Below are 25,385 nucleotides of genomic sequence, written 5' to 3' on the forward strand. Positions count from 1 at the left end.
TCGGCTCGACGGGTTCGCTACCCCGCTTCTTTCAGCGCTCCCCTCGCGGTCGGCGCCTTGCGGCTCGCTTCGGTCCCTACGACCAAGTTCCGGGAGGACTTTCACCTCCTGACCACTGTCCATGCTGGGCACACACGAGAGCGGGCGCCAGGCCGACCTGGCGCCCGCTATCCGTCTGCGTCCTCGTCCGCGTCTCCCGACGTCTCCAGGCGTCTCGCGAGCCACTCGGGGAGCGGAACTCCGTCGTCGCGCAGGACCGCGGCCCATTCGCCGAGCATCCGCATCCGTCCCTTCGCCTTCCGGTGCCTGGGAACGCGGGCGAGCGCCAGGTCGAGCATCGCGTCCATCGTGGCTTCCGAGACGTTGTGATACCAGGCTTCCAGCTTTTGCCGTGTCGCCTCCTGGGGCTCGCCTCCCCCCAGGAAGTAATCCAGCCCTCCGTGCGTGATCCCGATCTCGCCCGCCGCCGCGCGCAGCGAGCGGACCTCCGCCACGCGCCGCGCCGCCTCGCGGAGCTCCGGCACGGGGACGCGCGACGGCTCAGGCGTCGGCACGCGCCTCCGCCCCGCGCCGGTCCCGCCGGCGTATAAAACGTATAAAAGCTAAATGATTACACCGGGATAGATAGCCGGCTCCCCCGCGCCGCGCAAGGACGAGGCCTCACGACCCTTCGTGCACTTTTCCGGGAATCTGGACGGCGCGCCGCCGCGGCGGACGATTCCTTCGCGGCCCTTCGTCTCCCGGCCGCCCCGGTTTGCCATCCCTTGACCGACTATCTAGATTCCCGCCGGCTTCTCCCGAATCCCCCGAAAGCAGGACGTAACGCAGTGAATAGATCGGCACTTACGCACACCGACACCTTCGTCCGCCGGCACGTGGGGCCGGACGAGGCGGAGGTGCGGCGCATGCTCGACGTGCTGGGCTACGGCTCGCTCGACGAGCTGATCGACGCCACCGTCCCCGCCACCATCCGGCTGGACCGGCCGCTGGCGCTGGGCCCCGAGCGCAGCGAGTACGAGCTGCTGGCCGAGCTGCGCGAGATGGCCCGCAGGAACAAGGTGTTCCGCTCCTTCATCGGGATGGGCTACCACGACTGCATCGTGCCGCCCGTCGTCCAGCGCAACGTGCTGGAGAACCCCGGCTGGTACACGCAGTACACGCCCTACCAGGCCGAGATCGCCCAGGGCCGCCTGGAGGCGCTGCTCAACTTCCAGACGACGGTGATCGACCTCACCGCCCTGCCGATCGCCAACGCGTCGCTCCTGGACGAGGGGACCGCCGCGGCCGAGGCCATGGCGATGAGCTACCACGTGGCCGGCGGCGCCGAGCGCAACGCCTTCTTCGTGGCCGCCGACTGCCACCCGCAGACGATCGAGGTGGTGAAGACCCGCGCCCGCGCCCGCGGCATCGACGTGATCGTGGGCGACCCCGAGGTGTTCGACTTCTCCACCCCCGTCTTCGGCGTGCTGCTGCAGTACCCGGCCACCGACGGCGCGGTGGTGGACTACCGCGGCTTCGCGGCGCGCGCCCGCGAGGAGGGCGCCGTGGTCACCGCGGCGGCCGACCTGCTCTCTCTCTGCCTCCTCACCCCGCCGGGCGAGTGGGGGGCCGACATCGCGGTGGGGAACACGCAGCGCTTCGGGGTGCCGCTGGGCTTCGGGGGCCCGCACGCGGCGTACTTCGCCTGCCGCGACGAGTACCGGCGCCAGATCCCGGGGCGCATCATCGGCGTCTCCACCGACGCCAACGGCCAGCCGGCGCTGCGCATGGCGCTGCAGACGCGCGAGCAGCACATCCGCCGCGAGAAGGCCACCAGCAACATCTGCACGGCGCAGGTGCTGCTGGCGGTGATGGCCTCGATGTACGCCGTCTACCACGGGCCGCGGGGGCTGCGCGACATCGCCGCGCGCGTGCACCTCTTCGCGAAGATGCTGGCCGAGGGGGCGCGGCGGCTGGGGTACACGGTGGTCCACGAGGCGTTCTTCGACACCGTGCGCATCGACGTGGGCGACCGGGTGCAGAGCGTGGCGGCCGCCGCGCGCGAGCGGGGCTACAACCTGCGCGCGTTCGACGAGACGTCGGTGTGCGTGGCGCTGGACGAGACGGTGGGGGTGGAGGACCTGGACGCCGTGCTGGTGTCGCTCCACCGCGGCTCGCCGCTCCCCTTCGAGATCGCCGAGCTGGCCGACGCGGTGGACGCCGATCCGCCGGCGGCGTTCGCGCGCACCAGCGAGTACCTGGCGCACCCCGTCTTCAACACGCACCACTCCGAGACGGAGATGCTGCGCTACATCCGCCGGCTGGAGTCGCGCGACCTGTCGCTGGCGCACTCGATGATCCCGCTGGGCTCGTGCACCATGAAGCTGAACGCCACGGTGGAGATGTTCCCCGTGTCGTGGCCCGAGTTCAGCCGCATCCACCCCTTCGCCCCGCCCGAGCAGACGCGCGGCTACCAGGAGCTCTTCCGCCAGCTCGAGGCCGACCTGGCCGAGATCACCGGCTTCGCGGCCACCTCGCTGCAGCCCAACGCCGGCTCGCAGGGCGAGTACGCGGGGCTGCTCTGCATCCGCGACTACCACGAGGCCCGGGGCGAGGGGCACCGCGACGTGTGCCTGATCCCGCAGTCGGCGCACGGCACCAACCCCGCCAGCGCGGTGATGGCGGGGCTCAGGGTCGTCGTCGTCGGCACCGACGCCAACGGCAACATCGACGTGGCCGACCTGCGCCGGAAGGCCGACGAGCACGCCGACCGGCTGGCGGCCATCATGATCACCTACCCGTCCACGCACGGCGTCTTCGAGGAGGCGATCCGCGAGATCTGCGACGTGGTCCACGAGCGCGGCGGGCAGGTGTACCTGGACGGCGCCAACATGAACGCGCAGGTGGGCCTCTGCCGCCCCGGCGACTTCGGGGCGGACGTCTGCCACCTGAACCTGCACAAGACGTTCTGCATCCCCCACGGCGGCGGGGGCCCGGGGATGGGGCCGATCTGCGTGGCGGAGCACCTGGCGCCCTTCCTCCCCGGGCACCCGGTGGTGCCGGTGGGGCAGGGCGAGCACGGCGCGGTCTCGGCCGGCCCGTGGGGGAGCCCCAGCATCCTCCCCATCAGCTGGGTCTACATCAGGCTGATGGGCGCCGCGGGACTCACGCACGCCACCAGGGTGGCCATCCTGAACGCGAACTACGTGGCGAAGCGGCTGGAGGAGCACTACCCGGTGCTCTACCGGGGGTCGAACGGCACCGTGGCGCACGAGTGCATCGTGGACGTGCGCCAGCTCAAGGCGTCGGCGGGGATCGAGGTGGAGGACGTGGCCAAGCGGCTGATCGACTACGGCTTCCACGCGCCCACGGTGAGCTTCCCGGTGGCGGGGACGCTGATGATCGAGCCCACCGAGAGCGAGCCGCTCCCCGAGCTGGACCGCTTCTGCGAGGCGATGATCGCCATCCGCGAGGAGGTGCGCGAGATCGAGCTGGGGATCCTGGACCGGCACGACAACCCGCTCAAGAACGCGCCGCACACCATGGGCGCCGTGACGGCCGACGAGTGGAGCCACGCGTACGGCCGCGAGCGGGCGGCCTTCCCCGCCCCGTGGGTGCGCGAGCGCAAGTTCTGGCCGCACGTGGGCCGCGTGAATAACGCCGCCGGCGACCGCAACCTGATCTGCGCCTGCGTCCCCATCGAGGAGTACGCGAACGTGTGACGGCCGGCCGCTTCTCCACACGCAACGGGGCCGCCTCTCGCGAGGCGGCCCTTGCATTTGTCATCGGGAAAATCGGTTAGCCTCACGCAGAGTCATACCACGTTGCAGAGCATTGTTCTGATTCCGAACAGATCGAAATCACACAGAGACACAGAGGAACAGAGAACCGAAGGGCTTCGTTTTTCTCTGTGCCTCTGTGTCTCTGTGTCTCTGTGTCTCTGTGTGAGATTTTTCAGGACCTATACCCGAACGATCCTCTGCAAACTGGTATCAGCAGAGTCAGCAGAGGTGTTTCTCTGTTGACTCTGCGTGAGAAAAGTCTTTTTGCTGGCGTGACGGGAGAGCGGTGATTATGATGCATCGTCCACTTAGTCCACTTCACACGAGTCGGGCGAGGTACCGCAAATGAAGCTGGTGGAAGTGTGCTACCTGTGCGAAGGCGAAGCGCCGCTGGTAACAGAGCCGCGCAGGGCCTCGATCGCGGATCGCACGGTGACGATCGAGGACGAGTTCTACCGGTGCGGCACGTGCGGCGAGACGTTCTACACCGGCGACATGGGCGACGAGGCGCTGCGCCGCGCATCCGCCGCGGTTCGCCGGGAGGACGGGCTGCTCATGCCGGAGGAGATCCGGGAGATCCGCCGCAAGTACGGCCTGTCGCAGGCCGGGCTGGAGCGCCTGATCGGCGCGGGCGCCAAGACGGTGGTCCGCTGGGAGCGAGGCACCATCTTCCAGAACAAGACCGCCGACACCCTGCTGCGCGTGCTCCGCGACCATCCCGAGGTCGTCGCGGAGCTCGCCCGGGAGCGCGGGTGCCGGATCGCGGCGTGAGGCGCAGCGTGCGAAACGTCACATAGCGACTGGGACACGGCGTCGTTATTTTCCTGTCCGCCGGGCGTGGTCCGTTCATCTCCTCCCTCGGCCCTCCTCCCAGCCTCACGCGAGAACCTCTCCGATGGCCCTGATGTATTGCCGCGAGTGCGGCAAGCAGGTGAGCAGCGAAGCCTCGAACTGCCCGCACTGCGGTGTCCCGCGGCCCGTGCTCCCGGCGCCCGCCGAGTACCAGGCCCAGCCGGTCTACTACGCGCCGCCGAAGCGCCACGACCCGGCCGTCGCCGCGCTGCTCAGCTTCTTCCTCCCCGGCGTGGGGCAGATGTACAAGGGCGAGGTGGGGATCGGGATCGCCCTGCTGATCGGCACCATCATCGGCTACATGGCATGCATTGTCCCCGGCATCGTCCTGCACATCGTCGCCATCGTCCACGCGGCACAGGACCCGCTGGTGAGGCACGGCGGCTGATCATCGCGGAAAACGGAACCGCCGGGCCAGCACGAGGCACCCGGCGGTTGCCACTGATAGAGGATTTCTCGAATCGATCAATCTTCCCACGGATCGAGTAGCGGAATGCCGTTCAGCCAGACCCGGGCAGCCTCGATGTCGGCGGCGAATGCCTCCGCCTCCTCCGTGTCCAACCGCGGCAACGAATCGAAAAGCGCCGGCAACTCGCCGAACGTCACATCGCGAGAGACCGGCCGCAGCTCCGCGACCGGTTGCCCGCCTCTCGTCAGCACGATGCTCTCGCCGCTGTCCATCACCTGATTCACGTACGCGGTGAAATCACACGCAACCTCTTCAACGGGTACTTCCCTCGGCATCTCTTCAGCTCCATCAGAACTCTCTTCACCGCACCGTGAACGAGCGGCTGCGCACCTCGTAGCGCCTGGCGGGCAGGCCCAGCAGGCGCACGACGAAGCGGCGCAGGCCCCGCTCCACGGCGCGGCCCACCGGCTTCTCGCCCGCCACGGCGGGGCGCGCCTCGCCGCGCAGCCAGCGGCGCAGCTCCTCCAGGTCGGAGAGCGAGAGCGTCTCCACGTCCAGCCGCGCCAGGTAGTAGTACCTCCCTGTGCGCTCCGGCCGCACCGGGGGCTGGAACGCCTCCTCCAGCGCGGCCTCGGTGGCCGCCAGCGTGGGGTACGCGCGCTCGGTGCGCCCGTCCTCCAGCGTGTACCCCTCGCCCAGCGGCGAGCGCAGCATGGCGCGGGAGATCTCGCGCGCGTCCACCTGCTCGTCGATCACGTCCTTGCGCCACAGCTCCACCCGGAAGTGGAAGCGCAGCGGCAGCCCCGACCTGAGCGCCTCCTGCAGCGAGCGGTCGCGCAGCACCCCGTCCATGCGCACCACCGGGCGCCAGCGCTCGGCCGGGCCGCCCACCTCCAGGGTGAGCGGCCGCCGCTGCTGGGCCGGTGCGGGCCCCGCCAGCGCCGCCAGCAGCAGCAGCGCGAGCGGGGCCCGGAGCGCGCGCGGGGTCAAAAGCGCGGGTCGAGCCGGATGAAGAAGTTCACGCCCTCGCCCCCGCGGTCGACGTCGACCACGGGGACGGCCAGGTACACGCCGAGCCGGCCGAACAGGAGCCCGAAGCCGACGTCGGCCACCGTCTCGGTGTCCTCGAACTCGTCGTGGTGGGTCCAGCCGCGGCCCAGGTCGGCGAAGAGCACCCAGGCGAAGTCGGCGTCGAAGCGGCGCCAGTCGTCGTCGCCGCCGTCCCACTCGTCGTCGTCGCCCCAGTGGCCCACGTCCATGCGGAAGCTCAGGGTCCCGCGGTACTCCACCTGCCCCAGCACGAAGCCGTCGCAGCCGTACGCGGGGAAGAAGAGGGCGCTGTTCGGGTCGGCCGGCCGCGGGTCCACCCGCCGCTCGCGGGCGCCGCAGTCCTGCGAGAAGAGGCCGTAGCCGGGGAGCGACCCCTCGCCGCCCAGCGCGTGCTGCCGCTGCGGCGGGAGCGCGGCGCCGCCCAGCGCGCCGCCCGCCAGGAGCCGCAGGTTGAGCCGCGACGACGCGCTGATGCGGTTGTAGCGCCGCAGGTCGATCATCCCATGGGTGAAGAGGCCGTAGTCGCGCTGGATGAAGGGGATCTCCACGGGCTCGTCGCCGATCCCCGGCACGATCTCCACCCCCGTCAGCCCGCCCAGCTCGGCCTCGAGCGCGCGCTCCACCTCGGCGCGCACGAGCCACCCGTCGGAGGGGTCGCGCTCGTCGTTGCGGGTGTCGATGCGGGTGGTGAGCGCCAGCGAGTTGAGCGTGCCGCCGGCGGCGAGCGGCTGCAGGCGCCACGGGTCGTCGTTGTTGAAGAGCGACCAGGGGCTCCCCGCCTCCACCGGGCGGTGCTTCTCCAGCCTGAGCTCCAGGGTAGAGGAGAGCGGCGAGCCGGCCGGGTCCACCCGCGCGTAGACGCTGCCGCCCTCGCGGCGGTAGTGGTCGCGGTAGTCGCGGTGCAGGAAGAAGGTGGAGAGCGCGTTCTCCAGGTCGCTCAGGTGCCAGTCCTCGATCGGGTCGATCCGGCGGAAGAAGGTGCCGCCCAGGCGCGCCGCCCGGCGGCCGCCCAGGAACTGCTCGGCGCGCGCCTCGAACCCCCAGCGCTCGGGCCCCAGCTCCGGCCCCGTCTCGGTGCGGAAGATCCCCATGATCCGCAGCCGGAAGGGGTTGGAGCCGGCCGTCTCGAACACCGGCCCGAAGGTGATCGGCAGCCCCTCCACGCGGTTGTACGCGTTCCCCGTGGCCACGATGAAGTCGGCGCGCCCGCGGCGGCTGCGCCGCTCGATCGTCCACCCGTCGTCGTCGGCCTCCTCCCAGTCCCCCCCGCGGCGCGCCTCGTCCTCGCGCGCCTCCTCGTCGCGGCCGGCATTTCGCCCCGCGTCGCGACCGGCGTCCCGGCCGTCGGGGCGGTCGACGTCGGCGTAGATGCGCTCGCCGCGGCGCACGTAGTCCAGCCGCTCGGCGTAGGCCAGCAGCTCGCCACCCACGCGGGCGCGCTCGAACCCGGTGGCGGCGCCGCCCACCACGGTGACGTCGCCGGTGACCTCGGCGCCGTCCCGCAGCTCCAGGTCGCCGTTGATCACCACCACGTCGCCCCGCACGCGGCCGGCGACCACCAGCGAACCGTCCAGCACGGCCACGTCGCCCGTGACCGTGCTCCCCGCCGCAATGCGCGCGGGGCCGGTGAGGCGCACGGTGCCGGGATCGTTGTACAGGCCAACCACCCGCTCGGCGATCCCGGGCGGGAGCCGCCGGAGCGCCTCGGCGCGCGGGATGGTGTCCTGCGCCCGCGCGGCGGCGGGGAGGGCGGGAAGGAGAAGCGTGAGCAGGAGCGGGAGCGCGTGCCTGCGCATGGATACCTCCGGGTAGGGAAAGAACGTCCGCCAGCGGTTCGCGGGCCCGCCCTGGGGCAGGGGGCATGCCCGGCGCGGCGAAACGCGCATCATCTTATCGGCGAAAGACTTGGACGGGAAGGCGCCCGCGCCGGGCGCCGCCGCGCGTGTCGAAACGACGCGCGGGAGCGACGCAGGTGTCACCGCACGATGCCGAGGCGCCGCATCCGCCGGTAGAGGTTGGCGCGGTCGGTCCGCAGCCGGCGCGCGGCCTCGGCCATGCTCCCGTCCGCGGCGTCGAGGGCGCCGGTGAGCAGCTCTCTCTCGTAGTCGTCCAGCCGGTCGGCGAGGGTGCGCTCGTCGTCCTCGCGGTACGCGGCGGCCCGCCCCGCCGCCTGGCCGCCGCCGGGGAGGAGCGCGCGGATCTCGGCGGGGCCCACCTCGGCGCCGGCGTGCAGGATGGAGAGCCGCTCCAGGATGTTCGCCAGCTCGCGCACGTTCCCCGGCCACGAGTGGCGGGCCAGCGCGTCCAGCGCGGCGGGCGCGAGCCGCGGCGGGCGCAGCCCCGTGCGCCTGCGGCTGCGCTCGAGGAAGTGCTCCACCAGGAGGGGGATGTCTTCCTTCCGCTCCCGGAGCGGCGGCAGGTGCAGGGGGATCACGTGCAGGCGGAAGAACAGGTCCTCGCGGAAGCGCCCGGCGGCCGCCTCGGCGCGGAGGTCGCGGTGGGTGGCGGCCAGGATGCGCACGTCCACGGGGATCGGCTCGGAGCCGCCCACGCGCTCCACCTCGCCGGCCTCCAGCGCGCGCAGCAGCTTGGCCTGGGCCTCGGGACTGAGGTCGCCGATCTCGTCCAGGAAGAGCGTCCCCCCGCTGGCCAGCTCGAAGCGCCCCCGTCGCCGCTCGGTGGCCCCGGTGAAGGCGCCCTTCTCGTGGCCGAACAGCTCCGACTCCACCAGGTCGCGGGGGATGGCGGCGCAGTTGAGGCGCACGTACGGCCCTTGCGCGCGCTGCGACCGCCCGTGGATCAGGCTGGCGGCGATCTCCTTTCCCGTCCCCGACTCGCCGGTGATCAGCACGCGCGCGTCGGTGGGAGCCACGCGGGCGATCAGCTCGCGCACCTTCTGGACCGAGGGGGCGCGCCCCACCATCTCGTCGGCGCCGGCCAGCTCGGCGCGGAGCGCGCGGTTGACTTCGCGCGTCTTCCTCAGCTCCAGCGCGGAGCGCAGGGTGAGGAGGACGGCCTCGGGGGTGAGCGGCTTCTCGATGAAGTGGAAGGCGCCGAGCTGGGTGGCGTGCACGGCGTCGGAGAGGGTGGCGCGGCCGCTCATCATCACCACCGGCAGGTCGGGCGCCGCGTCCAGCAGCCTGGGCAGCGCGTCGAGCCCGCCGTCGTCGTCCATGTAGAGGTCCATCAGCACCGCGTCGGGCTCGTCGGCCAGCACCTCGGCCAGGGCGCCCCTGCCGCTCCCCGCCTCGCGCGTGCGGAACCCCTCGGCGCGCAGCAGGGCGCCCAGCATGCGGCGGATGTTGGGCTCGTCGTCGACGATCAGGATGGAGGCGGACATCGCGCGCGGGGCTCGGGGGAAGGGGCGCTTGCGAGGCGGCGCCTTCTACGCCCGGCCGGCCAGGGATGTTTCCGGGGTGACGGGAAGGAGCACGCGGAACTCGGCGCCGCCCTCGGGGCGGTTGCGCGCGGCGACGCGGCCGCCGTGCGCCTGCACCGTCTGGCGGACGAGGGCCAGGCCCAGCCCCGTCCCGCGCGACTTGGTGGTGAAGTCGGGCTCCCAGATGCGCTCCAGGTGCTCGGGCGCGATCCCCGGGCCGCTGTCGAGCACGCGCACCTCCACGAAGCCGTTCGCCGCGCGGGCCACCACGTCCACCGCGCCCCGGCCGCCCACCGCGTCGGCTGCGTTCAGCAGCAGGTTGGCGAAGACGCGCGCGAGGGCGTCGGGGTGGCCCTGCACCGTGGGGAGGTCGACCGGCACCCTGAGGCGAGGCTGCACCTCGGGCGGGAGATGGGTGCGCAGCAGGTACTCCAGCAGCTCGCGCAGGTCCACCTCGGCGGGCGGCCCCTCGGGGAGGCGGCCGAGCTGCGCGAACGAGCGCGCCAGCTCCTCCAGCCGCCCGCTCTCGGCCGCGATCACCTCCAGCGCCTCGCGCCCCGGCTCCGTGGCCGTCCCCGCGCGCTGGAGCGTGCGCACGGCCAGGCGCATGGGCGTGAGCGGGTTCTTCAGCTCGTGGGCGACGCTCCGCGCCATGGCCACCCAGGTGCGCGCGCGCTCGGCCTCCAGCTCCCGCGCCCGCGAGGCGTCCAGCTCGGCCTGCATCCCGCGGAAGGCGGCGCGCAGCACGCCGAACTCGCCCTGCTCGGCCTCGCCCGGCGCCGGCTCGGGGAGCGGCTCGCCGCGCGCCACCATCCCGGCCCACCCGGCCAGCTCGTCCACCGGCCGCGAGAGGCGCCGCCCCATCCGCCGCGCGGCCCGGTGCGCCAGGAGCGCCAGCACCCCGCCCAGCAGCAGCGTCAGCAGGGGGAGGAGGAGGAGCGCGCGGCGCAGCAGGTACTCCCAGCGCCGGGCGTGGGTGACGGAGTCGGAGAGCTCGTCGCGGTGCGCGCGCGCGGCCGCCGCCAGCGCGGGGTCGCCCGAGGCTTCGGCGCGCTCGATCAGGCGGCCGCCGCTCCGGGCCACCCGATCCCACGCCGCCACGGGGTCGGAGAGCGTGAAGGTGCGGGAGACGGCGTACGTGCCCACGCCCAGCAGCAGGAGCGTGGGGACGATGGAGAACAGCAGCAGGGCGCGCCGGAGCCGGCGCTCGAACGATCTGCGCACGTGCAGGGTGCGGAAGCCGCGGGGGTCGCCCGGGGCCGAACGGCCGGGCGAGCGAGGGTGGGAGAGGTCACCCTCGCGGATGGAAACTACCCTCCGGCGCTCCGAAGTGGCAAGAAGATACGGCGGAACGAAGGCGGAACGGATGAACGGACGACGGGGACCGGATCCTCGATCACGACGTCACGGGCGACGGCTCGTCTTCCTCCTTCGCGGCGGTGGCGTCGGCGGGCGGCCGGGTGCTCCGGCCCAGGTACGCCGCCACCAGTGCGACGAGGGCGGCGGTCAGCGCGGCCAGCCCGCCGATGTTCCTCCCCGCGTACAGGAGCAGGATCCCCCCGACCAGGGTGACCAGGACCACCAGGGTCCCGCTCGCGAGTCCGGCGTACGACAGCCGCAGCAGTCCGCTCTCGATGGAGCGCCGGTGCCGGGCCTCTCTTTCGGCGTTGCCGACGATCCGCTCGGCGAGCCCGGGGAGCACCACGTCGTACTCGCGGAGGAGGCGGGGATGGGGGAGCGGCCCGCTGAACGCTGCGGCGCGGACCTGGACCTGGGCCGGGAACAGCTCCTCCTGGCGCTCGACAGCCTCCGCCCGCGCCGGCTGGGCGAGCGGAGGCTGCTTGTGAGCGGACGTATCGGGGAGCCCGGCTGTTCCCTTCTCCTGACGGCGGTGTCGCCCCTACGACGCCTGCTCATCGGCGAGCCCCGCGGCACCGCCGAGCGCGCGCTCCCAGTCGCCGCGGATCGCCCTGGCGTCGGCGGCGAAGCCCCCGGAGAAGCGCCCCCGGTCGCGGGCGAACGCCCCGCCGAAGTCCAGGACGTGCGCGAAGCCGTAGAGGAGCGCGGACAGCCGCGCGGCCTCCGGCCGGGGCCTCCGGGCAGAACGGCGGGAGATCGGCATCATCGCAGGCAAACCGGGACAGGAGTGGACACACCGTACAGCTCCGGCCCAACGGTACGCGCTTCGCGGCTCCCTGTCAACGGGGAAGATTCGGATCAATGGCGAGGAGGCGGCGCGGATGGAGACGGAGCGGGGGACGGAGGGCGCGCTGGAGCGCGAGCTGCGCGCGGAGGTCGAGGTGCGCGAGGAGCGGTTCGAGCACGGCGGCTTCGCGGCCGACGTGCTCCTTCCCCGCGCGCCCGACCTGCTGATCGACCCCGCCGAGTTCGAGGCGGACGAGCGGCTCCCTTACTGGGCCGAGCTGTGGCCCTCGGCGCGCGGCCTCGCCCGGCACCTGCTGGACCACCCGCCCGCCGGGGAGCCGATTATCGAGCTGGGGTGCGGCGTCGCCCTCCCGTCGCTGGCGCTCCGGTGGCTGGGGCGCGACCCCCTGGCCACCGACTACTACGCCGACGCGCTGCGCTTCGCCCGCGCCAACGCCGAGCGCAACGGCGTGGCCCCCTTGAGCACCGCGCTCTTCGACTGGCGGCAGGCGCCGCCGGGGCGCTTCGGGCTGGTGCTCGCGGCGGACGTGCTCTACGAGCTGCGCAACGGCCTGGCGCTGGTGGAGCTGCTGCCGCGGCTGGTCGCCCCCGGCGGGCGCGTGCTGCTGGCCGACCCGGGGCGCATCCACGCCGGCGAGTTCCACAGCCGCATGCACCTGGCCGGCTGGCGCGTCCGCGAGGTCGACGCCCGCGTGGAGACGAGCGACCCGGCGACGGGCGCCACGAGCACGGTGCGTATCTTCGAAATCGGGCTGCGGCAGGATTGAGCGCCGGGACCACGAGGCGGTCATACCACCTCGCGGACGCCGGTCCCGAAAAGCCTCACACGGAGAAACAGAGGAACAGAGAACCGAAGTCCTCCGTTCCTCTGTTTCTCCGCGTGATCCCGATCTGTTTGGAATCAGAAGAATGCTCGACGGCGTGGGATCATATCACTTCGCCGGCGCGGGCCCGCGCGGCTGGTTCTGCCTGGCGAACTCCCACAGCGCGCGGTCCAGGTCGCGCATCGACACCCCGGCGCGCGACGCCAGCTGGCGACAGGTGAGCGTGTACCTCCACCAGAGCGGGAAGCTGCAGGCCGGCGGCGTGTCGAAGCCGAGGGACCAGAGCGCCCGGAAGTCGAAGATCGGGTACCGGTCGCGGGCGCCGAAGTGGAGGAGCACGGACGCGGTCGCCCACTCCACGCCCTCCAGCAGCCGCAGGATCCCGATCCGGAGCCGCTCGTCGCGGGCGGCGAACGCCAGCCGGGTGGTCTCCTCGACGTACGACTCGGCGTTCGTCTCGCAGCGCTTCTTCGAGCGCGGGCTCTTCCAGTGCGTGAGCACGAGGAAGTCCGGCCTGGTCACGAAGCCCGCACCCCGGATCCGCGGCGCGATCTCCGCCTCGATCCGCCGCTCGATCTCGCGCTCCCGCGGGCTGCTGCGCTCCAGGTAGCCCTCGGCGAGCCGCGGCACCTGGTCGAGGGAGAAGCCCGCCCGCGGCACGAGCAGATCCTGGGACGACACGTCCGCGGGGATCACGCTCAGGGCGTGCTTCCGCAGCAGCTCGCGGACCTGCTCCAGCGTGGCCCCCGGGTACCGCTCCAGGAAGAGCGCCACGATCCCGGCGATGTTCGGCGCGGCGAAGCTGGTGCCGTGCTTCACCACCTGCTCGCCGCGCAGCCACACCACGGGCTGCTCCACCCCCCAGGCCTGGCACTCCATCGCCTCGTCAGGGAGGTAGCGGTACTCGTAGGGGCTCTCGAAGCGCTCGGCCGAGACGCCGATCACGTTCTCGAAGATCGCCGGGTAGCTCCAGGAGCGCGAGTTGTGGCCGGCGGCCACCACGACGATCCCCTGGCGCCGGGCGCGCTCGCACGCGGCGTACAGCGGGTGCAGCGTCCCCTCGAGCGTGGTGCCCAGGCTCAGGTTGATGACCTGCACCCCCTGCTCGATGGCCCAGAGGATGCCGGCCTGCAGCGTCCCCGGCGAGGTCTCCAGGTCGCCGCCGAACACGCGCACCGGGTGCACCCGCGCGTCGGGGGCGATGCGCAGGATCTGGTTGATGCAGGCGGTGCCGTGGCCCACGCGGTCGTGGTCGTCGTCGGTCCGCAGCATCGCCAGGTCGTCGGCGGGGTCCACCAGGCCCACGCCAGGGAGCACGCGCGGGTCGGGACAGGTGCGGTCCCACCCGCTGTCGATCACCGCGATGCGGATCCCCTTCCCCGTCGCGCCGCCCAGCTCGTCGCGCACCCACGCCGGCGGCTCGAACGGGGCCGGGGGTGCGGGCGCCTCCGCCGGCGCCTCCACGCTCGTATCCGTCAACTCTCCAGCTTCTCGGTCAGGTAGTTCCAAAGCAGCGTGAGGATGCGCCCGCTCCTGGTGATGATGTGGCCGCGCACCGAGTAGCCGCGGCGGAACTTCTCCAGCCCCATCCGCTCGATCTCGGCCTCGTTGAGCGCGGCGATCACCCGGTACGTCCCCGGCCCCGCCGCGGGCGCCGCCTGGGCCGCGGCCGCGCCCCCCGAGCCGCCCTGCCCCTGCGCGCTCGCCGGCTCGGGCGAGACGTACACCACCCGGCCGCCCAGCATCTCGCGCTCGGCCTGGTTGAAGGCCTGGACCTCCACCTTCACCGAGTCGCCCACCTCGATCTTGTGCACGTCGCGCTCGCTGACGGTGAGCTGCACCCGCCAGTCGTGCAGGTTGGCCACCTCCAGGATCTGGTCGCCCTCGCGCACGAACGCGCCCGGGAGCCGCTCGATGCGCTCGGTGAGCACCACCCCGTCGATCGGCGAGGTGAGCACCAGGCGCCCCATCCGCTCGCGCGCCGCGGCGATCTGCGCGGAGAGCTGGTCCATCTGCGCGCCCAGCTTGGCCCGGTCGAAGCTGGTGAGGTCCTGCAGGGCGGCCTCGGAGCCGGAGAGGCGCATCTCGGCCTCGGCGGCGCGCACCTCGCCCACCGCCTGGTCCAGGGCCACGTGGCTCCCGGGGCGGTAGAACTGCAGGAGCGAGTCGAGGTTGGTGCCCAGGTCGTACTCCACCATCCGCTGCCTGAGCGTGGCCCGCGCGGTGGAGAGCCGGGCCGCCGACTGCTCGCCGCGCTGCGAGAGCCGGCGCCGCTCCAGCGGGTCGGCGCTGGCCGAGCGGCGCCGGTCGATGTCGGTGGAGCGGTACTGCGCCTCGAGCTGCGCCAGCGAGGCGGCCAGCTGCAGCGTGTCGAGCCGCGCCAGCACCTGCCCCGCCGCCACGGTGTCGCCGGTCTGCACCAGCACCTCGCGCACCGGCCCCGACTCCATGGCGCGCACGGGGTAGATCTTCACCGGCTCCAGCACGCCGGTGGACTTCACGGTCACGTCCATGCTCACCAGCGACGCCACCAGGAGCCCCGCCGCGACCAGCCCGAACAGGGTGGACAGGGTGAGCCCCACGGCGCGCTTGACGAAGCGGGCGCCCGGCTGCCCCTCGTCCCCGATGTGGGGGAGGCGCAGCGGGATGACGTTCTTGTCGGCCTTCTCGGCGGCGGCAGCCATGAAAGTGCCCAGGTTCCAGTGCCCAGTGCCCAGGAGAGCCAGCGCGGAGGTGCCGTCGTTCCTGGGCACCGGGCACTGCGCACTGGGCACTGCCGTTGTCAGTTCTGCGGGATCGCGCGCAAGGGGCGGCGGCTGTCGTCGACGACGACGCCGCCCTGCAGCTGGCGGTAGACCTCGTTGTCCTTCATCAGCTCGGCGTGGGTGCCCACGCCCACCACGCGGCCCGCCTCGATCACGCAGATCTGGTCGGCCAGCGCGGCGGTCTGCACGCGGTGGGTCACGAAGAGCACCGTCTTGTTCTCCAGCCGCGTGAACAGGTCGCGCAGGATCTCCGTCTCGGTCTGCATGTCGATGTTGGAGGTGGCCTCGTCCAGCAGGAGCACCGGCGCGTCGCGGATCAGCGCCCGGGCGATGGCCATCCGCTGGCGCTGCCCGCCCGAGAGGGTGGCGCCCCACTCGGCCACGCTGGTCTGGTACCCCTCGGGGAGGTCGCGGACCAGCGAGTCGAGCCGGCAGAGCCGCACCGCGTCCTCCACCCGCGCCAGCGAGGGCTCGGGAGCGCCCAGCGTCAGGTTCTCCCAGATGGTGCCCTGCATCAGGCTGAACTCCTGCCACACCACCGACACCTGGCGGCGCAGGTCGGCCAGCGGCATGGCGGTGACCGGCATCCCGTCCACGAACACCTGCCCCGAGTCGGGCTCCTCCATGCGCGTCACCAGCCTCAGCAGGCTGCTCTTCCCGGCGCCGCTCGGGCCCACCACCGCGGTGATGGCGCCCCGGGGGAAGTGCAGGTTCACGTCGTGCAGCACCCGCTTCTCGGCCGAGTAGCCGAAGCAGACGTCCCTCAGCCGGATGTCGCCCTCGATCGGGTGCGCGATCGGGGCGGGGGGCGCGTAGGAGATGGCGGGGTCCTGCTCGACGGGGCTGTCCAGGTACTCGAACATGCGCCCCAGGTTCACCGCCGTCTGCTGGAAGTCGGAGAAGAGCCCGGTGATCGACTGCAGCGGGTTGTACAGGTACCCCATGTAGGCGGTGAAGGCGATGTAGTCGCCCAGGCTCATCTCGCCGCCGATGATGAGCGTCCACCCGTACCAGGTGAAGAGCGCCGTGCCCCCCGAGCGGATGACGGCGTTCAGGGTGCCGAACACCTGGCCGTAGCCGCCCGCCTTGAGCTGCACCTGCAGCGCGTTCTGGATCTGCCCGCTCACCCGGCTGTAGATGTGGTGCTCCATCGCCATCGCCTTGAGCGTGCGGATGTGCGAGAGCACCTCCACCTGGTAGGCGCCCAGGTCGGCGTAGGCCTCGGCGCTCTTCTTCCAGAAGCGCCTGAGCACCCGCGCCGACAGCGTGGTGAGCGCCACCGTGAGCGGGATGGTGATGAGCGCCACGATCGCCAGCTTCCACTGCAGCAGGAAGAGGAAGGGCGGCACGATGAACAGGTAGACGCCGTTGACGAAGAGGGTCTCGAAGACGCGCGAGACGCTGTTCAGCGAGTTCCTCACGTCGCCGAAGCGGCTCATGATCTCGCCCACCCGGTGCTCGTCGAAGAAGCGCACCTTCAGGTGCTGCAGGTGGTTGAAGAAGAGGAGGCTGGTGGCGTTGGCCAGGTGGCTGGTGGTGAAGGTGGTGAAATAGCCGCGGATGGCCCCCATGACGGCCTGCGCGATGGAGACCGACAGGATCCCCAGCACCAGCACGTGCATCAGCGTGAGGTTGCGCGAGGGGTACACCTCGTCGATCAGCAGCTTGGAGAGGTAGGGGGTCACCATCCCGAAGACGCCCAGCACCAGCCCCAGGGCCATCCCCTTGAGCAGCGGCGTCCAGTACGGGCGGATCACCCGCAGCAGCCGCAGGAACTGCTGGAAGGCCTCTCTGAGCGGCGGGATGTCCGCCGGCTGAGTGGGGGGCATCGCTTCAGGTCTCCAGAGCCAGGCCGCCGCGGACGTGCGGCGGCGGGGACGAGGCCGGGGCGGGCACGGTCCCGCGGACGCTTCCCGCGCGCGGGTCCCCGTTTCCGGCCAGGACGTTAAAGATAACCCGTTCTTCGCTTTCCCGCACCTGGCGGCCGTGCTCCGGACCGCGACGGCGACGATGCGCCGGCCCGCGCCCCGGCGGGCGCGGGCCGGGCGGTGCAGTCCCCCCTGCTCCCGTGCCGATCCGGGTCCGGACCGCGCGTCAGGCGCAGTCGGCCGGGCAGGCGGTGTAAACGCAGCTCCGGTAGCAGGTGCAGGCGGCGTAGAGCGTGTAGTTCGTGGGGGCCAGGTCGTGCGCGCGGACGGTCCCCCCGGGCTCCACGCCGTCCGCGGCGGCGAACGACTCCACCGCCAGCTCGTCGAAGTCCAGCTTCAGCTTCTCCATGACGGTCCTCCGGTGCGGGGACGGGAGGCGCCGGGAGGGGGCGTCCCCCGCCCGGCCGGCCCGAGGGTCTCGCGCGGAGAACGCGGAGGGCCTCGCTTCTCCCTCCGCGCTTCCGCGCCGGGGCGCTCAGCAGGTCTGGTAGCAGGTCATGCAGTTGCCGGTGATGCGCAGCGTATGGCTCATGTCCTCGACCACGACCTCGGCGGGCGCCGCGTCGAAGGATTCCACCCGCAGCGAGTCCAGGTCCAGCGTCAGCTTGCTCATGGTCTCCTCCCATCGAAGGGGGGTGAAGGGAGGGCGGCGGCGCCCTCCCCGAACCGGGCCGCGCGACGGGCGGTCGTCCCACCCGGCCCCCCGCCACCTGTGCCGGCCCGGCGGCGAAGTGGGAGCGGCGGATCAGCAGGTGACGTCGGCCGTCTCGGGACAGCACCCCGTCCGCCGGCACGAATGGCCGTGGTCGATCGTGTTCTGGTGGGCGAGCACGGTGCCCCCGGCCGCCTCCACGGCGTCGATGGCGAACGACTCCACCGCCAGCTCGTCGAGATCCAGCTTCAGCTTCTCCATGGCGTCCTCCGCTGCGGGGGGAAAAGGAGCGCCGGGCGAGGCGCGTCCCTCGCCCGGCGCGGCCGCCCTCTCAGGCGCAGGTGCAGGTGACCTGGAAGGTGTCCGGGCAGCACGGCGTGCGCTGGCACGAGTGCCCGTGGTTGATCGTGTTCTGGTGGGCGAGCACGGTCCCCTCGCCGGCGTCCGCCCGTTCCGTGGCGAACGACTCCACCGCCAGCTCGTCGAGGTCCAGCCTCAGCTTCTCCATGGGTCCCTCCGGTGGGAAAGTGGTGGTTCGCCCGCGCGGGCCCGCCGCGCGGGAAGTGGGGCCGGGTCCGGCGCCGTCAGTACCCGTAGGCCACGTCCTCGGCGGCGCAGCCGGCGCCCGGCGAGGTGCAGTCGACCTGGCAGGTGCGCAGGCAGTTGGTGGCGCAGGTGATCTCCTGGCAGAGCGTGCACGAGTCGCACGAACCCTGGCAGCTGGCGGCGCAGGTCTGCCAGCAGGTGTCCTGGAGCTCGCACGTCCGGCAGCTCGCGTCGCAGGTCGGGCAGCGGCTGCAGTCGATCTCGTCCGCGGGCACGGCCTCGGCGTGGCCGCGCACCGTCCCCGCGCCGCCTGCCGCGGGCGCGGTGTCGAACGACTCCACCGCGAGCGCCTCCAGCTCCAGCCTCAGCTTGGGCATGGCGTCCTCCGTGGCCCGGTGGTCAGCAGCGGCTGGTGTCGCAGAGCCGGGTGGGGCAGGCGTCGATCGCCGAGCACAGGGGCGTCCTCAGCAGCAGGCGTTCCGGCTCGGCGCCGTCCGGCTCGTCCGCGGTCTCGAACGAGGCGACCTCCAGCTGCTCGAGCGCCAGCTTCAGCTTCTTCATCGCGTCCTCCGGTAGAGAGGCGCCCCGGCCGTGCTCCGGCCGGGGCGCGTTGCGGGTCAGGCGATGCAGCAGATCGGGACGCCGGTGGGGCAGACGGTCGGCGAGGCCGTGCACTCCTCGCAGGTGTCGGGCTGGCACGAGCCGTAGCCGCTGAGCGGGCAGCCGTCGCCCTCGCAGGTGAGGTCGCAGGTCTGCTGCTGCCGCGTGGGGCGGGCGTGCCCGTGCACGGTCCCGGCCTCCCGCGGCGCCGCGGCGGCGGTCTCGAAGCTCTCCACCCGCAGCGCGTCCAGCTTCAGCCTCAGCTTGCGCATGGAATTCCTCCTCCGTGGGGGCCGTCAGCCGATCGCGCAGCAGACCGGGAAGCCGGTGGGGCAGACCGTGTAGTTCTTCGTGCAGTTGCTCTCGCAGGTGTGCACGCACGAGCCGTAGCAGCTGATCTCGCACGTCCCCCAGCAGCTGTCTTCGTTGGTGTCGCACCCCGGGGTGCAGCACGTCTCGCCCCCCTCGCACGTCCCCCAGCAGGTCTCCCAGTCGGTTTCGGCCACGGGCTCGCCCGCCGCCGCGTCGTAGTGGCCGCGCACGGTGCCGGCGCGCCGCGGCATGAGCGTGGTGTCGAACGACTCCACCTCCAGGGCGTTCAGGTCGAGCTTGAGCTTGGGCATGGCGTCCTCCCTCGGTCAGGCGTACGCGCAGCAGTTCGGGACACCGGTGGGGCAGATCGTCCAGTTGCGCGTGCAGTTGCTCTCGCAGGTGTGCACGCACGAGCCGTAGCAGCTGATCGGGCAGGTGTCGTAGCAGGTGCCGTTGCAGCTCCGGTACTCGCTGGGCGGGGTGGTGATCGCCTCCTCTTCCCCGATCTCGCCGTTCCAGGCGTCCGGGTCGCCGTGCCCGCGCACGGTCCCGGGCTCGGCGGGGAGCGACGACGTGTCGAACGACTCCACCTCCAGCGCCTCGAGGCTCAGCTTCAGCTTCCGCATGGCGTCCTCCCGTCTCGCGTCTGCCGCCGGCCGGGCGGCGCGGCTGCTCCCGGCGTGCGGAGGCGGCGCGGGGAAGGCTCTCCCGCGCCGCCCGCGCGCGTCACTTCGGGTAGCAGTACTCGGGCTGCTCGGTGGTGCAGCCGCCGCAGGTGTAGAACAGGCAGGTGTCGCACGACCCGTAGCCGCACGTGTCGCCGCAGGTGCGCCCGCAGGTGTCGGGGCAGGTGTGGCAGCTGCCCTCGCAGCTCCCGCCGCAGCTCACCGGGTCGCCGGCGCAGGTCCAGGGGCAGCTCCGGGCGCAGGCGGAGTCCCACGAGCACCCGCCCGCGCAGGTGTCCGCCTCCACGGTGTCGGCGGCCACCGTATCGGCGGCTATGGCGTTGCCCCGCACGGTGCCGCGCCGCGCCTCTTCGGCCGCCGTGGTGTCGAACGACTCCACGCGCAGCCCGTCGACGTCCAGCCTGAGCTTCCGCATCGCCGCCTCCGGATCAGGGGTCCAGGCCGCGCGTCCGCGGCCGCCTCGCACTTCGCACCCCGCACTTCGCACCTCGCACTTCACCGACCGGGGACCGCGCCCGGGGGGCGGCGGCGGGTCAGAGACAGGCGTAGTACGGGCCGGTGTTGCAGTACTTGAGGCAGGTGTCGCACGTGTAGTCGCAGGTGTACTCGCCGCAGGTGCCGTAGCAGCTGGCGTCGCCGCAGGTGTACTGGCCCGCGCACGAGTTGCAGGTGCCGTTGCAGCTCGCCTGGCAGGTGTTCTCGCCGCACGTGCCGTTCATGCAGCTGGCGTCGCAGCTGCCGAAGCAGCTGTCGAAGTCGGTGCATCCGCCGCAGTCGCTCTCGAAGCAGGAGCCGTAGTCGGTGCCGCAGTACCGGTAGTACGTCTCGGGGGCCATGTTGCCCTGCACGGTGCCGCGCGCGCGCTTCTCGCCGCCCGTGGTGTCGAACGATTCCACCTGCAGCGCGTCGAGGTCGAGCCGGATCTTGCTCATGGGTGTCTCCGTCGGGTCGGGTGGGTTGCGGGGGCGCGGTCCCCGGTCGTGACTGGCCGATGCGTCGTCGAGCCGTCCCCGGCGCCGCGTGCGCGCCGGGGACGGCCTCCTTCGGCGTGCGTGGCAATCCCCGGAGGTCGGGTGCTTCACATGCAGTACATCCGGGTGCAGGGGTAGAAGGTGCAGTCCCAGGCACACTCGGTGAAATCGCAGCTCTCCCAGCAGGTGTCGACGCACGACGCCTGGCCGTCGCAGGTGTTGCAGGTGGCCGGACACGTGTTCCGGCAGGTGGCCGGACAGGTGTTGGCGCAGGTGTCCGGGCACGTGTTGAAGCACGTGTCGCAGGTCCCCTCGCACGAGGCGCAGGTGTCTTCCGTGCAGTTGCACCCGAGCGTGCCGGTGATGTAGCCGCGGACCGTGCCGCGCTCCGGCTCGCCCGCCACCGTCTCGAACGACTCCACCTGGAGCTCCTCGAGGTTCAGCTTCATCTTCATGAGCACCTCCATGCAGATGTGCCGATCCGGGCTCGTCGCCCGCCGCAGCCTCTTCCTGCCGATCCCCGGCGGACCGGGCCCGTCCACGCGCGCCGGGGACCGCTCCCTTCGGCGTGGGATGGCGCGCCCGGGCCGGGTGCCGGGCGCGCGGATGGGTCAGCGGCTCAGTACGGCTGCGGGTAGTACGGGCCGCACAGCTTGATCGGGTACGAGCAGTCGTACCCGCAGTCGGTGTAGTAGCAGCTCCCGCCGCAGGTGTCGTCGCAGGTGTACTGGCCCGCGCACGTCTGGCAGGTGGCCGGACAGGTGTTCTGGCAGGTGGCCGGACAGGTGGCGGCGCAGGTGTAGACGCACGAGTCCACGCACGAGTCGCAGCTCTGCTCGCACGTGTCGCAGGTGTACTCGCCGTTGTAGGTGCAGTCGTAGCAGCGCGTGCCGGTGATGTGGCCGTGGACGGTGCCGCGCTCCTGCTCGCCGGAAACGGTCTCGAACGACTCGACCTGGAGCTCGTCCAGGTTCAGCTTCATCTTCATGCGGGTCTCCCTTGGGTTGGGCGGTCTGCCAGGCGCGGTCCCCGGCCGTCTCCCGCTCTGCTGCACCCCCGCCGGCCGCGCGGCCGGCGGAGACGAGAAAGCCGCGCACCCCCGGACGAGGGATGCGCGGCTCGAATGGCTAGGACGCTGGGCGGGGTCCCGCAGATACACGCCGCCCGGCACGCGCGGCTGCGACAGCACGCGGCGGGCACGCGGACCTGGGCGCTGCGAGGCGGGACCATGCCGATTCGACTCCACGGGTCGGGGCGCGGCGTCCGGCCCCGGCCGCTGGCTGCGGCGGGTCCGGCTCGCGCCTCCTGTGAACGGCTCACCCGGCGGGCGGCGCCGGGGCGCACGCTCCGCATCGGGCATCAACGGCCACAACTGCTCTGCGGGCGGCTGCTCGAGAGCGAGCCACGCGACAGTTCCGCGTGTCGGGGGAGACTGACCCTCTCCTGGGAGTCGGGCCCGGACCTGCCGGGCGCCTGGGAGAGGGAGCGCCAATTTTACGCCACCGAGCGAAAAAAGGAAAGACTCTTGTTGATTGTCACGATGCGGACTGGAACGTTTCCGCGCTCACCCTGTTCCCTTTCCTGAAACGGCGCGCTGGAGCGAGGATTGTCGACAGTATGCAGGAGGTTGTCGGGCCGGAGCGGCGCCGCCTGGCAAACAGATGGAGTGCGTTCACCCTGGCCGAGAAGGAACGGGGCCGCCGTTGCGCAACGGCGGCCCCGACCTTTAGCGGACGCTTCGACCACAGAGGAATGTCCGGCCCGGCGCTCTCCGCCGACGGGCCGGGCCCCCTCACCGCTTGCGGTACTTCTCGCGCAGGTGGTCGATCCAGTACGGCACGTCGACGCCGTGCTCCACGTGCAGGCGCTCCAGCTCGTCCAGCAGGCGGCGGAGCGTGCGCTCCCGCTCTCCCTCGGGGAGGCCGGCCACCAGGTTGCGCAGCGCGGTCTCCTGCACTTCACCCTCTCGGTCGCGCCGTGACATCGTCCCCTCGCTCGGCGTCGTCGCGTCCACCTCGGCCACCTTGCCGGTGTAAGAAGTGTACGAAATGAACGCGCCGCGCGACAGGTGCGCGGGAGACCTTGTCGCCGGGACGGGACGGCCCTAATCTACCGAGTGTAACGCCGCGGAACTTGCACAGTTTGGACGCCCGGCGGGGGTCCGGCCCGGCGCGGAGGCGCATGCCTTCGCCCGGTAGCGGCATTCCCGTCGGAGCCATCCGGGAGGCGGCGCGGCTGGCGGTCGAGGCCACGTCGCTGCGCTCGGTGGCGCGCGCCGTCCGGCTGAGCCCCATGGGGCTGAAGAACTTCCTGGAGGGGCGCGAGCCGTACTCGGCCACCCGCCGCAAGCTGAACGCGTGGTTCGTGGAGCACGCCGCCGGGCGGCCCGAGTACGCCGAGTCCGCCGCCCGCGCCTCGCTGGCCGTGCTCACCGAGGGGATCCCGGCCGCCGGCCGCGACGCCGTCGCCGCGCGCATCCTGCAGGTGGTCCGCGAGGGCCACGGGCGCAGCGGCACCCCGCCTCCCGCCTGGCTCGACGCCCTGAGCACCGGCGAGGAGACGCCGTGATGCCGCTCCAGCGGGATGCCTGAAGACACCCGCTGGAACCACGGGAAGCCTCGCCCACCCTCCGCGCACTCCGCGGGCTCGGTGCGGCGAGGCTTCGGTTCAACCGCCAGCCCGGCCCACCCGGTGCCTGGTTTCGTCGCGCGGGGCACCACCGCGCGGGGTGAGGCCGGCCCGCTTACCTGCGATCCGTCTCTGTCGTCTCCTTCCCCAGCAGCGCCAGCACCAGGCGGACCACGTCAAGCTGCGAGGGGTGCTCGCCCACGGCGCGGCGGACGACGCCCCGCAGCTGGCGGCCGTCGCCGCCGGGGCGGGCCACCACCAGGGGGATGCGGCTGTCCTGGTCGCTGGGGCTGCCGTGCCAGGAGTGCTGGGCGGGGGAGAAGTAGTAGCGCCGCTCCAGCGGCAGCTCCATCCCCGCCCGGGCCAGCAGCAGCACGTCGCCAGCGTGGTGGCCCCAGGGGCCCGCCGCCAGCCCGCGCAGCCGCTCCTCCAGCCGCAGCAGGTCGGGGCGGGGGTGCGCGGCCAGGTACTCGCCCACCGGCACCAGCCGCCGCCCGTCCCACACCTGGAACGGCAGCGCCTCGGCCCCCGGCGGGCGCGGCTCCCGCGCGAACACCAGGTCCAGCGCGCCGCGCAGCGCGGGCACCCCCGCCCCGGTGCGGCCCGCCGCGTCGAAGGCGCGCGCCACCGGCAGCACGTCCTCGACGAGCCGCGGCGGGCGGCGCCAGTCGCAGCGGTCCCCCGGGCGCGGGCAGGTGGAGCGGTCGGCCAGGTACACGTAGGCGATGGCGCCCTGGTACGCCAGCACCGCCTGGTGGTCGCCGCCCTCCACCTCCAGCTCGAACGGGCGCACGCGGAAGCCGGCCCGCCGGAGCACCTCCGCCGGCTCGTCGCCGCCGTCGGTGCCCAGCGAGTGGGCGTCGTCGTACGGCACCGGGGTGTGCCCGTGGTCGGCCACGAAGAGCACGTAGGTGCCCTCCAGCGCCCCCTTGCGCCGGTACGCCGCGAGCACCCGGCCCACCGCGCGGTCCACCACCTCCTCCACGTACGCCCGCTCGTCGGAGAGCGGCCGGGGCGCCACGTGCGTCCACAGGTCCACCCCGGGGAAGTAGACCACCTGCAGGTCCGCCGGGCCGCGCCGCGCGATCGTCTCCAGCAGGCTCTCGACGGCGCTCTCGTCGAGCTCCGCGTACAGCTCCCGCTCCGCCGCGCCCTCGGCGGCGCCCCGGGCCGCCCCGGCGAGCACCTCGCCCAGCGCGCCGGGGTCCGGCACCGTCACCAGCGAGGCGCCGCGCTGCAGCGCCGCCAGCGACACGTAGCTGCGCACGCCGGCGCGCTCGTACAGCGTGGGCGCGTGCGTCACCGCGCCCATGAGCTGGTCGCTGTAGACGCGCATGGCGTCGCCGAACCCCGAGGCCGACACGGGCGCGGGGGCGTAGAAGCGGTCCTCCTCGCGCGCGAACCACTCGTTCCCCGGCACCCCCGTGCGCGCGGGCGGCTCGCCGGTGAAGAGCGAGGTCCACGCCGCGTAGGTGGTGGAGGGGAGGATGCTGAGCACGCCCGGGACGGCGTAGGCGTGGCGGTAGACGCCGGGCTCGCCGGTGGGCGGGCCCAGGAGCCCGGCGATGTGGGGCGCCCGCCCGCCGCGGACCACCGCCTCGAGCTCGTCGGCGCCCACGCCGTCCAGCGCGAACACCAGCACCCGGGGCGCCCCGCGCGCCGGGGGGAGCGGGTCGGCCAGGAGCTTCTCGCCCCCCTCGGCCACCAGCTCGGCCACCTCCTCGGGCGGGTTCCCCGTGAGCGCCAGCACCGCCGCGCCGGCCCCCAGCGCCAGGACCAGCAGCAGCGCCGCCAGCAGCTTCCACCGTTTCCGCATCGTCGTTCCGGGTTGGAAGGCGCCGGAGAGGACTCGCGTG

General features: G+C 72.6%; 31 protein-coding genes. 5 read left to right on the plus strand and 26 right to left on the minus strand.

All coding sequences use genetic code 11. From position 1 onward, the window contains the following. Positions 1-167 precede the first annotated feature (167 nt). A complete protein-coding gene (locus VF746_24450) occupies positions 168-554 on the minus strand; it encodes a hypothetical protein (protein ID HEX8695587.1) in 387 nt (128 codons plus the stop codon). 273 nt (positions 555-827) lie between these two features. Between VF746_24450 and gcvP the strand changes: the two genes are divergently transcribed. The 3 genes from gcvP to VF746_24465 all read left to right on the plus strand — a co-directional run bounded on the left by gcvP (position 828) and on the right by VF746_24465 (position 5,001). After that, positions 828-3,701, plus strand: a complete 2,874-nt coding sequence (gcvP, locus tag VF746_24455) for an aminomethyl-transferring glycine dehydrogenase (protein HEX8695588.1) — start codon at positions 828-830, stop codon at positions 3,699-3,701. Between the two features lie 405 nt (positions 3,702-4,106). After that, on the plus strand, positions 4,107-4,532 hold the full coding sequence (locus VF746_24460; protein HEX8695589.1) for a type II TA system antitoxin MqsA family protein: 426 nt from the start codon (positions 4,107-4,109) through the stop codon (positions 4,530-4,532). Positions 4,533-4,656: 124 nt separating this feature from the next. After that, a complete protein-coding gene (locus tag VF746_24465) occupies positions 4,657-5,001 on the plus strand; it encodes a hypothetical protein (GenBank protein ID HEX8695590.1) in 345 nt (114 codons plus the stop codon). Between the two features lie 77 nt (positions 5,002-5,078). On the opposite strand, the gene VF746_24470 is transcribed toward VF746_24465, so the two are convergent. The 7 genes from VF746_24470 to VF746_24500 all read right to left on the minus strand — a co-directional run bounded on the left by VF746_24470 (position 5,079) and on the right by VF746_24500 (position 11,576). After that, positions 5,079-5,357, minus strand: a complete 279-nt coding sequence (locus VF746_24470) for a hypothetical protein (protein HEX8695591.1) — start codon at positions 5,355-5,357, stop codon at positions 5,079-5,081. Positions 5,358-5,382: 25 nt separating this feature from the next. After that, positions 5,383-6,012: a hypothetical protein gene (locus VF746_24475; GenBank protein HEX8695592.1), complete on the minus strand. Its 630-nt coding sequence runs from the start codon at positions 6,010-6,012 to the stop codon at positions 5,383-5,385. Further along, positions 6,009-7,868, minus strand: coding sequence for a polymer-forming cytoskeletal protein (locus tag VF746_24480; GenBank protein HEX8695593.1), 1,860 nt, complete (start codon positions 7,866-7,868; stop codon positions 6,009-6,011). Before VF746_24480 ends, VF746_24475 begins: the two co-directional genes overlap by 4 nt. Before the next feature lie 179 nt (positions 7,869-8,047). Further along, positions 8,048-9,412 carry a sigma-54 dependent transcriptional regulator gene (locus VF746_24485; GenBank protein ID HEX8695594.1) on the minus strand — a complete coding sequence of 455 codons (1,365 nt, stop codon included), beginning with the start codon at positions 9,410-9,412 and terminating at the stop codon, positions 8,048-8,050. Positions 9,413-9,457: 45 nt separating this feature from the next. After that, entirely contained in the window at positions 9,458-10,675 is a 1,218-nt protein-coding gene (locus VF746_24490; protein ID HEX8695595.1) for a HAMP domain-containing sensor histidine kinase, read from the minus strand. 172 nt (positions 10,676-10,847) lie between these two features. Then, positions 10,848-11,237 (minus strand): DUF2335 domain-containing protein, encoded by a 390-nt coding sequence (locus VF746_24495; GenBank protein HEX8695596.1) that lies wholly within the window; start codon positions 11,235-11,237, stop codon positions 10,848-10,850. Positions 11,238-11,351: 114 nt separating this feature from the next. Continuing rightward, positions 11,352-11,576, minus strand: a complete 225-nt coding sequence (locus VF746_24500; GenBank protein HEX8695597.1) for a hypothetical protein — start codon at positions 11,574-11,576, stop codon at positions 11,352-11,354. Positions 11,577-11,691: 115 nt separating this feature from the next. Between VF746_24500 and VF746_24505 the strand changes: the two genes are divergently transcribed. After that, entirely contained in the window at positions 11,692-12,384 is a 693-nt protein-coding gene (locus tag VF746_24505) for a methyltransferase domain-containing protein (protein ID HEX8695598.1), read from the plus strand. Positions 12,385-12,549: 165 nt separating this feature from the next. On the opposite strand, the gene VF746_24510 is transcribed toward VF746_24505, so the two are convergent. The 17 genes from VF746_24510 to VF746_24590 form a co-directional block, all read right to left on the minus strand. Then, the gene (locus VF746_24510; GenBank protein HEX8695599.1) at positions 12,550-13,920 is read right to left on the minus strand and encodes a S8 family serine peptidase; all 1,371 of its coding nucleotides are present in this window, start codon (positions 13,918-13,920) and stop codon (positions 12,550-12,552) included. Beyond that, on the minus strand, positions 13,917-15,194 hold the full coding sequence (locus VF746_24515; GenBank protein ID HEX8695600.1) for an HlyD family efflux transporter periplasmic adaptor subunit: 1,278 nt from the start codon (positions 15,192-15,194) through the stop codon (positions 13,917-13,919). The genes VF746_24510 and VF746_24515 overlap by 4 nt, the downstream gene beginning before the upstream one ends. Positions 15,195-15,223: 29 nt before the next feature. After that, the gene (locus VF746_24520) at positions 15,224-17,035 is read right to left on the minus strand and encodes a peptidase domain-containing ABC transporter (protein HEX8695601.1); all 1,812 of its coding nucleotides are present in this window, start codon (positions 17,033-17,035) and stop codon (positions 15,224-15,226) included. Between the two features lie 265 nt (positions 17,036-17,300). Then, positions 17,301-17,483, minus strand: coding sequence for a hypothetical protein (locus tag VF746_24525; protein ID HEX8695602.1), 183 nt, complete (start codon positions 17,481-17,483; stop codon positions 17,301-17,303). A gap of 126 nt (positions 17,484-17,609) precedes the next feature. Continuing rightward, a complete protein-coding gene (locus tag VF746_24530) occupies positions 17,610-17,747 on the minus strand; it encodes a hypothetical protein (GenBank protein HEX8695603.1) in 138 nt (45 codons plus the stop codon). Positions 17,748-17,879: 132 nt separating this feature from the next. Further along, the gene (locus VF746_24535) at positions 17,880-18,047 is read right to left on the minus strand and encodes a hypothetical protein (GenBank protein ID HEX8695604.1); all 168 of its coding nucleotides are present in this window, start codon (positions 18,045-18,047) and stop codon (positions 17,880-17,882) included. A 70-nt stretch (positions 18,048-18,117) separates the two neighbouring features. Continuing rightward, positions 18,118-18,294 (minus strand): hypothetical protein, encoded by a 177-nt coding sequence (locus tag VF746_24540; GenBank protein ID HEX8695605.1) that lies wholly within the window; start codon positions 18,292-18,294, stop codon positions 18,118-18,120. A 76-nt stretch (positions 18,295-18,370) separates the two neighbouring features. Beyond that, positions 18,371-18,709, minus strand: a complete 339-nt coding sequence (locus VF746_24545; protein HEX8695606.1) for a hypothetical protein — start codon at positions 18,707-18,709, stop codon at positions 18,371-18,373. A gap of 22 nt (positions 18,710-18,731) precedes the next feature. After that, positions 18,732-18,893, minus strand: coding sequence for a hypothetical protein (locus VF746_24550; GenBank protein HEX8695607.1), 162 nt, complete (start codon positions 18,891-18,893; stop codon positions 18,732-18,734). Positions 18,894-18,949: 56 nt separating this feature from the next. Further along, complete coding sequence (locus tag VF746_24555) at positions 18,950-19,204, minus strand: pinensin family lanthipeptide (protein ID HEX8695608.1); 255 nt, start codon at positions 19,202-19,204, stop codon at positions 18,950-18,952. Between the two features lie 24 nt (positions 19,205-19,228). Continuing rightward, positions 19,229-19,555, minus strand: coding sequence for a hypothetical protein (locus VF746_24560; protein HEX8695609.1), 327 nt, complete (start codon positions 19,553-19,555; stop codon positions 19,229-19,231). A 15-nt stretch (positions 19,556-19,570) separates the two neighbouring features. After that, the gene (locus tag VF746_24565) at positions 19,571-19,870 is read right to left on the minus strand and encodes a hypothetical protein (protein HEX8695610.1); all 300 of its coding nucleotides are present in this window, start codon (positions 19,868-19,870) and stop codon (positions 19,571-19,573) included. 100 nt (positions 19,871-19,970) lie between these two features. Continuing rightward, positions 19,971-20,345: a hypothetical protein gene (locus VF746_24570; protein HEX8695611.1), complete on the minus strand. Its 375-nt coding sequence runs from the start codon at positions 20,343-20,345 to the stop codon at positions 19,971-19,973. 118 nt (positions 20,346-20,463) lie between these two features. Next, positions 20,464-20,862, minus strand: a complete 399-nt coding sequence (locus tag VF746_24575) for a hypothetical protein (GenBank protein ID HEX8695612.1) — start codon at positions 20,860-20,862, stop codon at positions 20,464-20,466. 146 nt (positions 20,863-21,008) lie between these two features. Beyond that, positions 21,009-21,356 carry a pinensin family lanthipeptide gene (locus VF746_24580; protein HEX8695613.1) on the minus strand — a complete coding sequence of 116 codons (348 nt, stop codon included), beginning with the start codon at positions 21,354-21,356 and terminating at the stop codon, positions 21,009-21,011. A 164-nt stretch (positions 21,357-21,520) separates the two neighbouring features. Further along, on the minus strand, positions 21,521-21,889 hold the full coding sequence (locus tag VF746_24585) for a pinensin family lanthipeptide (GenBank protein HEX8695614.1): 369 nt from the start codon (positions 21,887-21,889) through the stop codon (positions 21,521-21,523). A gap of 804 nt (positions 21,890-22,693) precedes the next feature. Next, complete coding sequence (locus VF746_24590) at positions 22,694-22,858, minus strand: hypothetical protein (GenBank protein ID HEX8695615.1); 165 nt, start codon at positions 22,856-22,858, stop codon at positions 22,694-22,696. 224 nt (positions 22,859-23,082) lie between these two features. Between VF746_24590 and VF746_24595 the strand changes: the two genes are divergently transcribed. Beyond that, positions 23,083-23,469: a hypothetical protein gene (locus VF746_24595; protein ID HEX8695616.1), complete on the plus strand. Its 387-nt coding sequence runs from the start codon at positions 23,083-23,085 to the stop codon at positions 23,467-23,469. Between the two features lie 175 nt (positions 23,470-23,644). Here VF746_24595 and VF746_24600 read toward each other — a convergent pair whose 3' ends face one another. Further along, positions 23,645-25,345: an alkaline phosphatase family protein gene (locus tag VF746_24600; GenBank protein HEX8695617.1), complete on the minus strand. Its 1,701-nt coding sequence runs from the start codon at positions 25,343-25,345 to the stop codon at positions 23,645-23,647. Positions 25,346-25,385: the final 40 nt, after the last annotated feature.

Source organism: Longimicrobium sp., from assembly GCA_036389795.1.
In the GTDB taxonomy this organism is placed as follows: domain Bacteria; phylum Gemmatimonadota; class Gemmatimonadetes; order Longimicrobiales; family Longimicrobiaceae; genus Longimicrobium.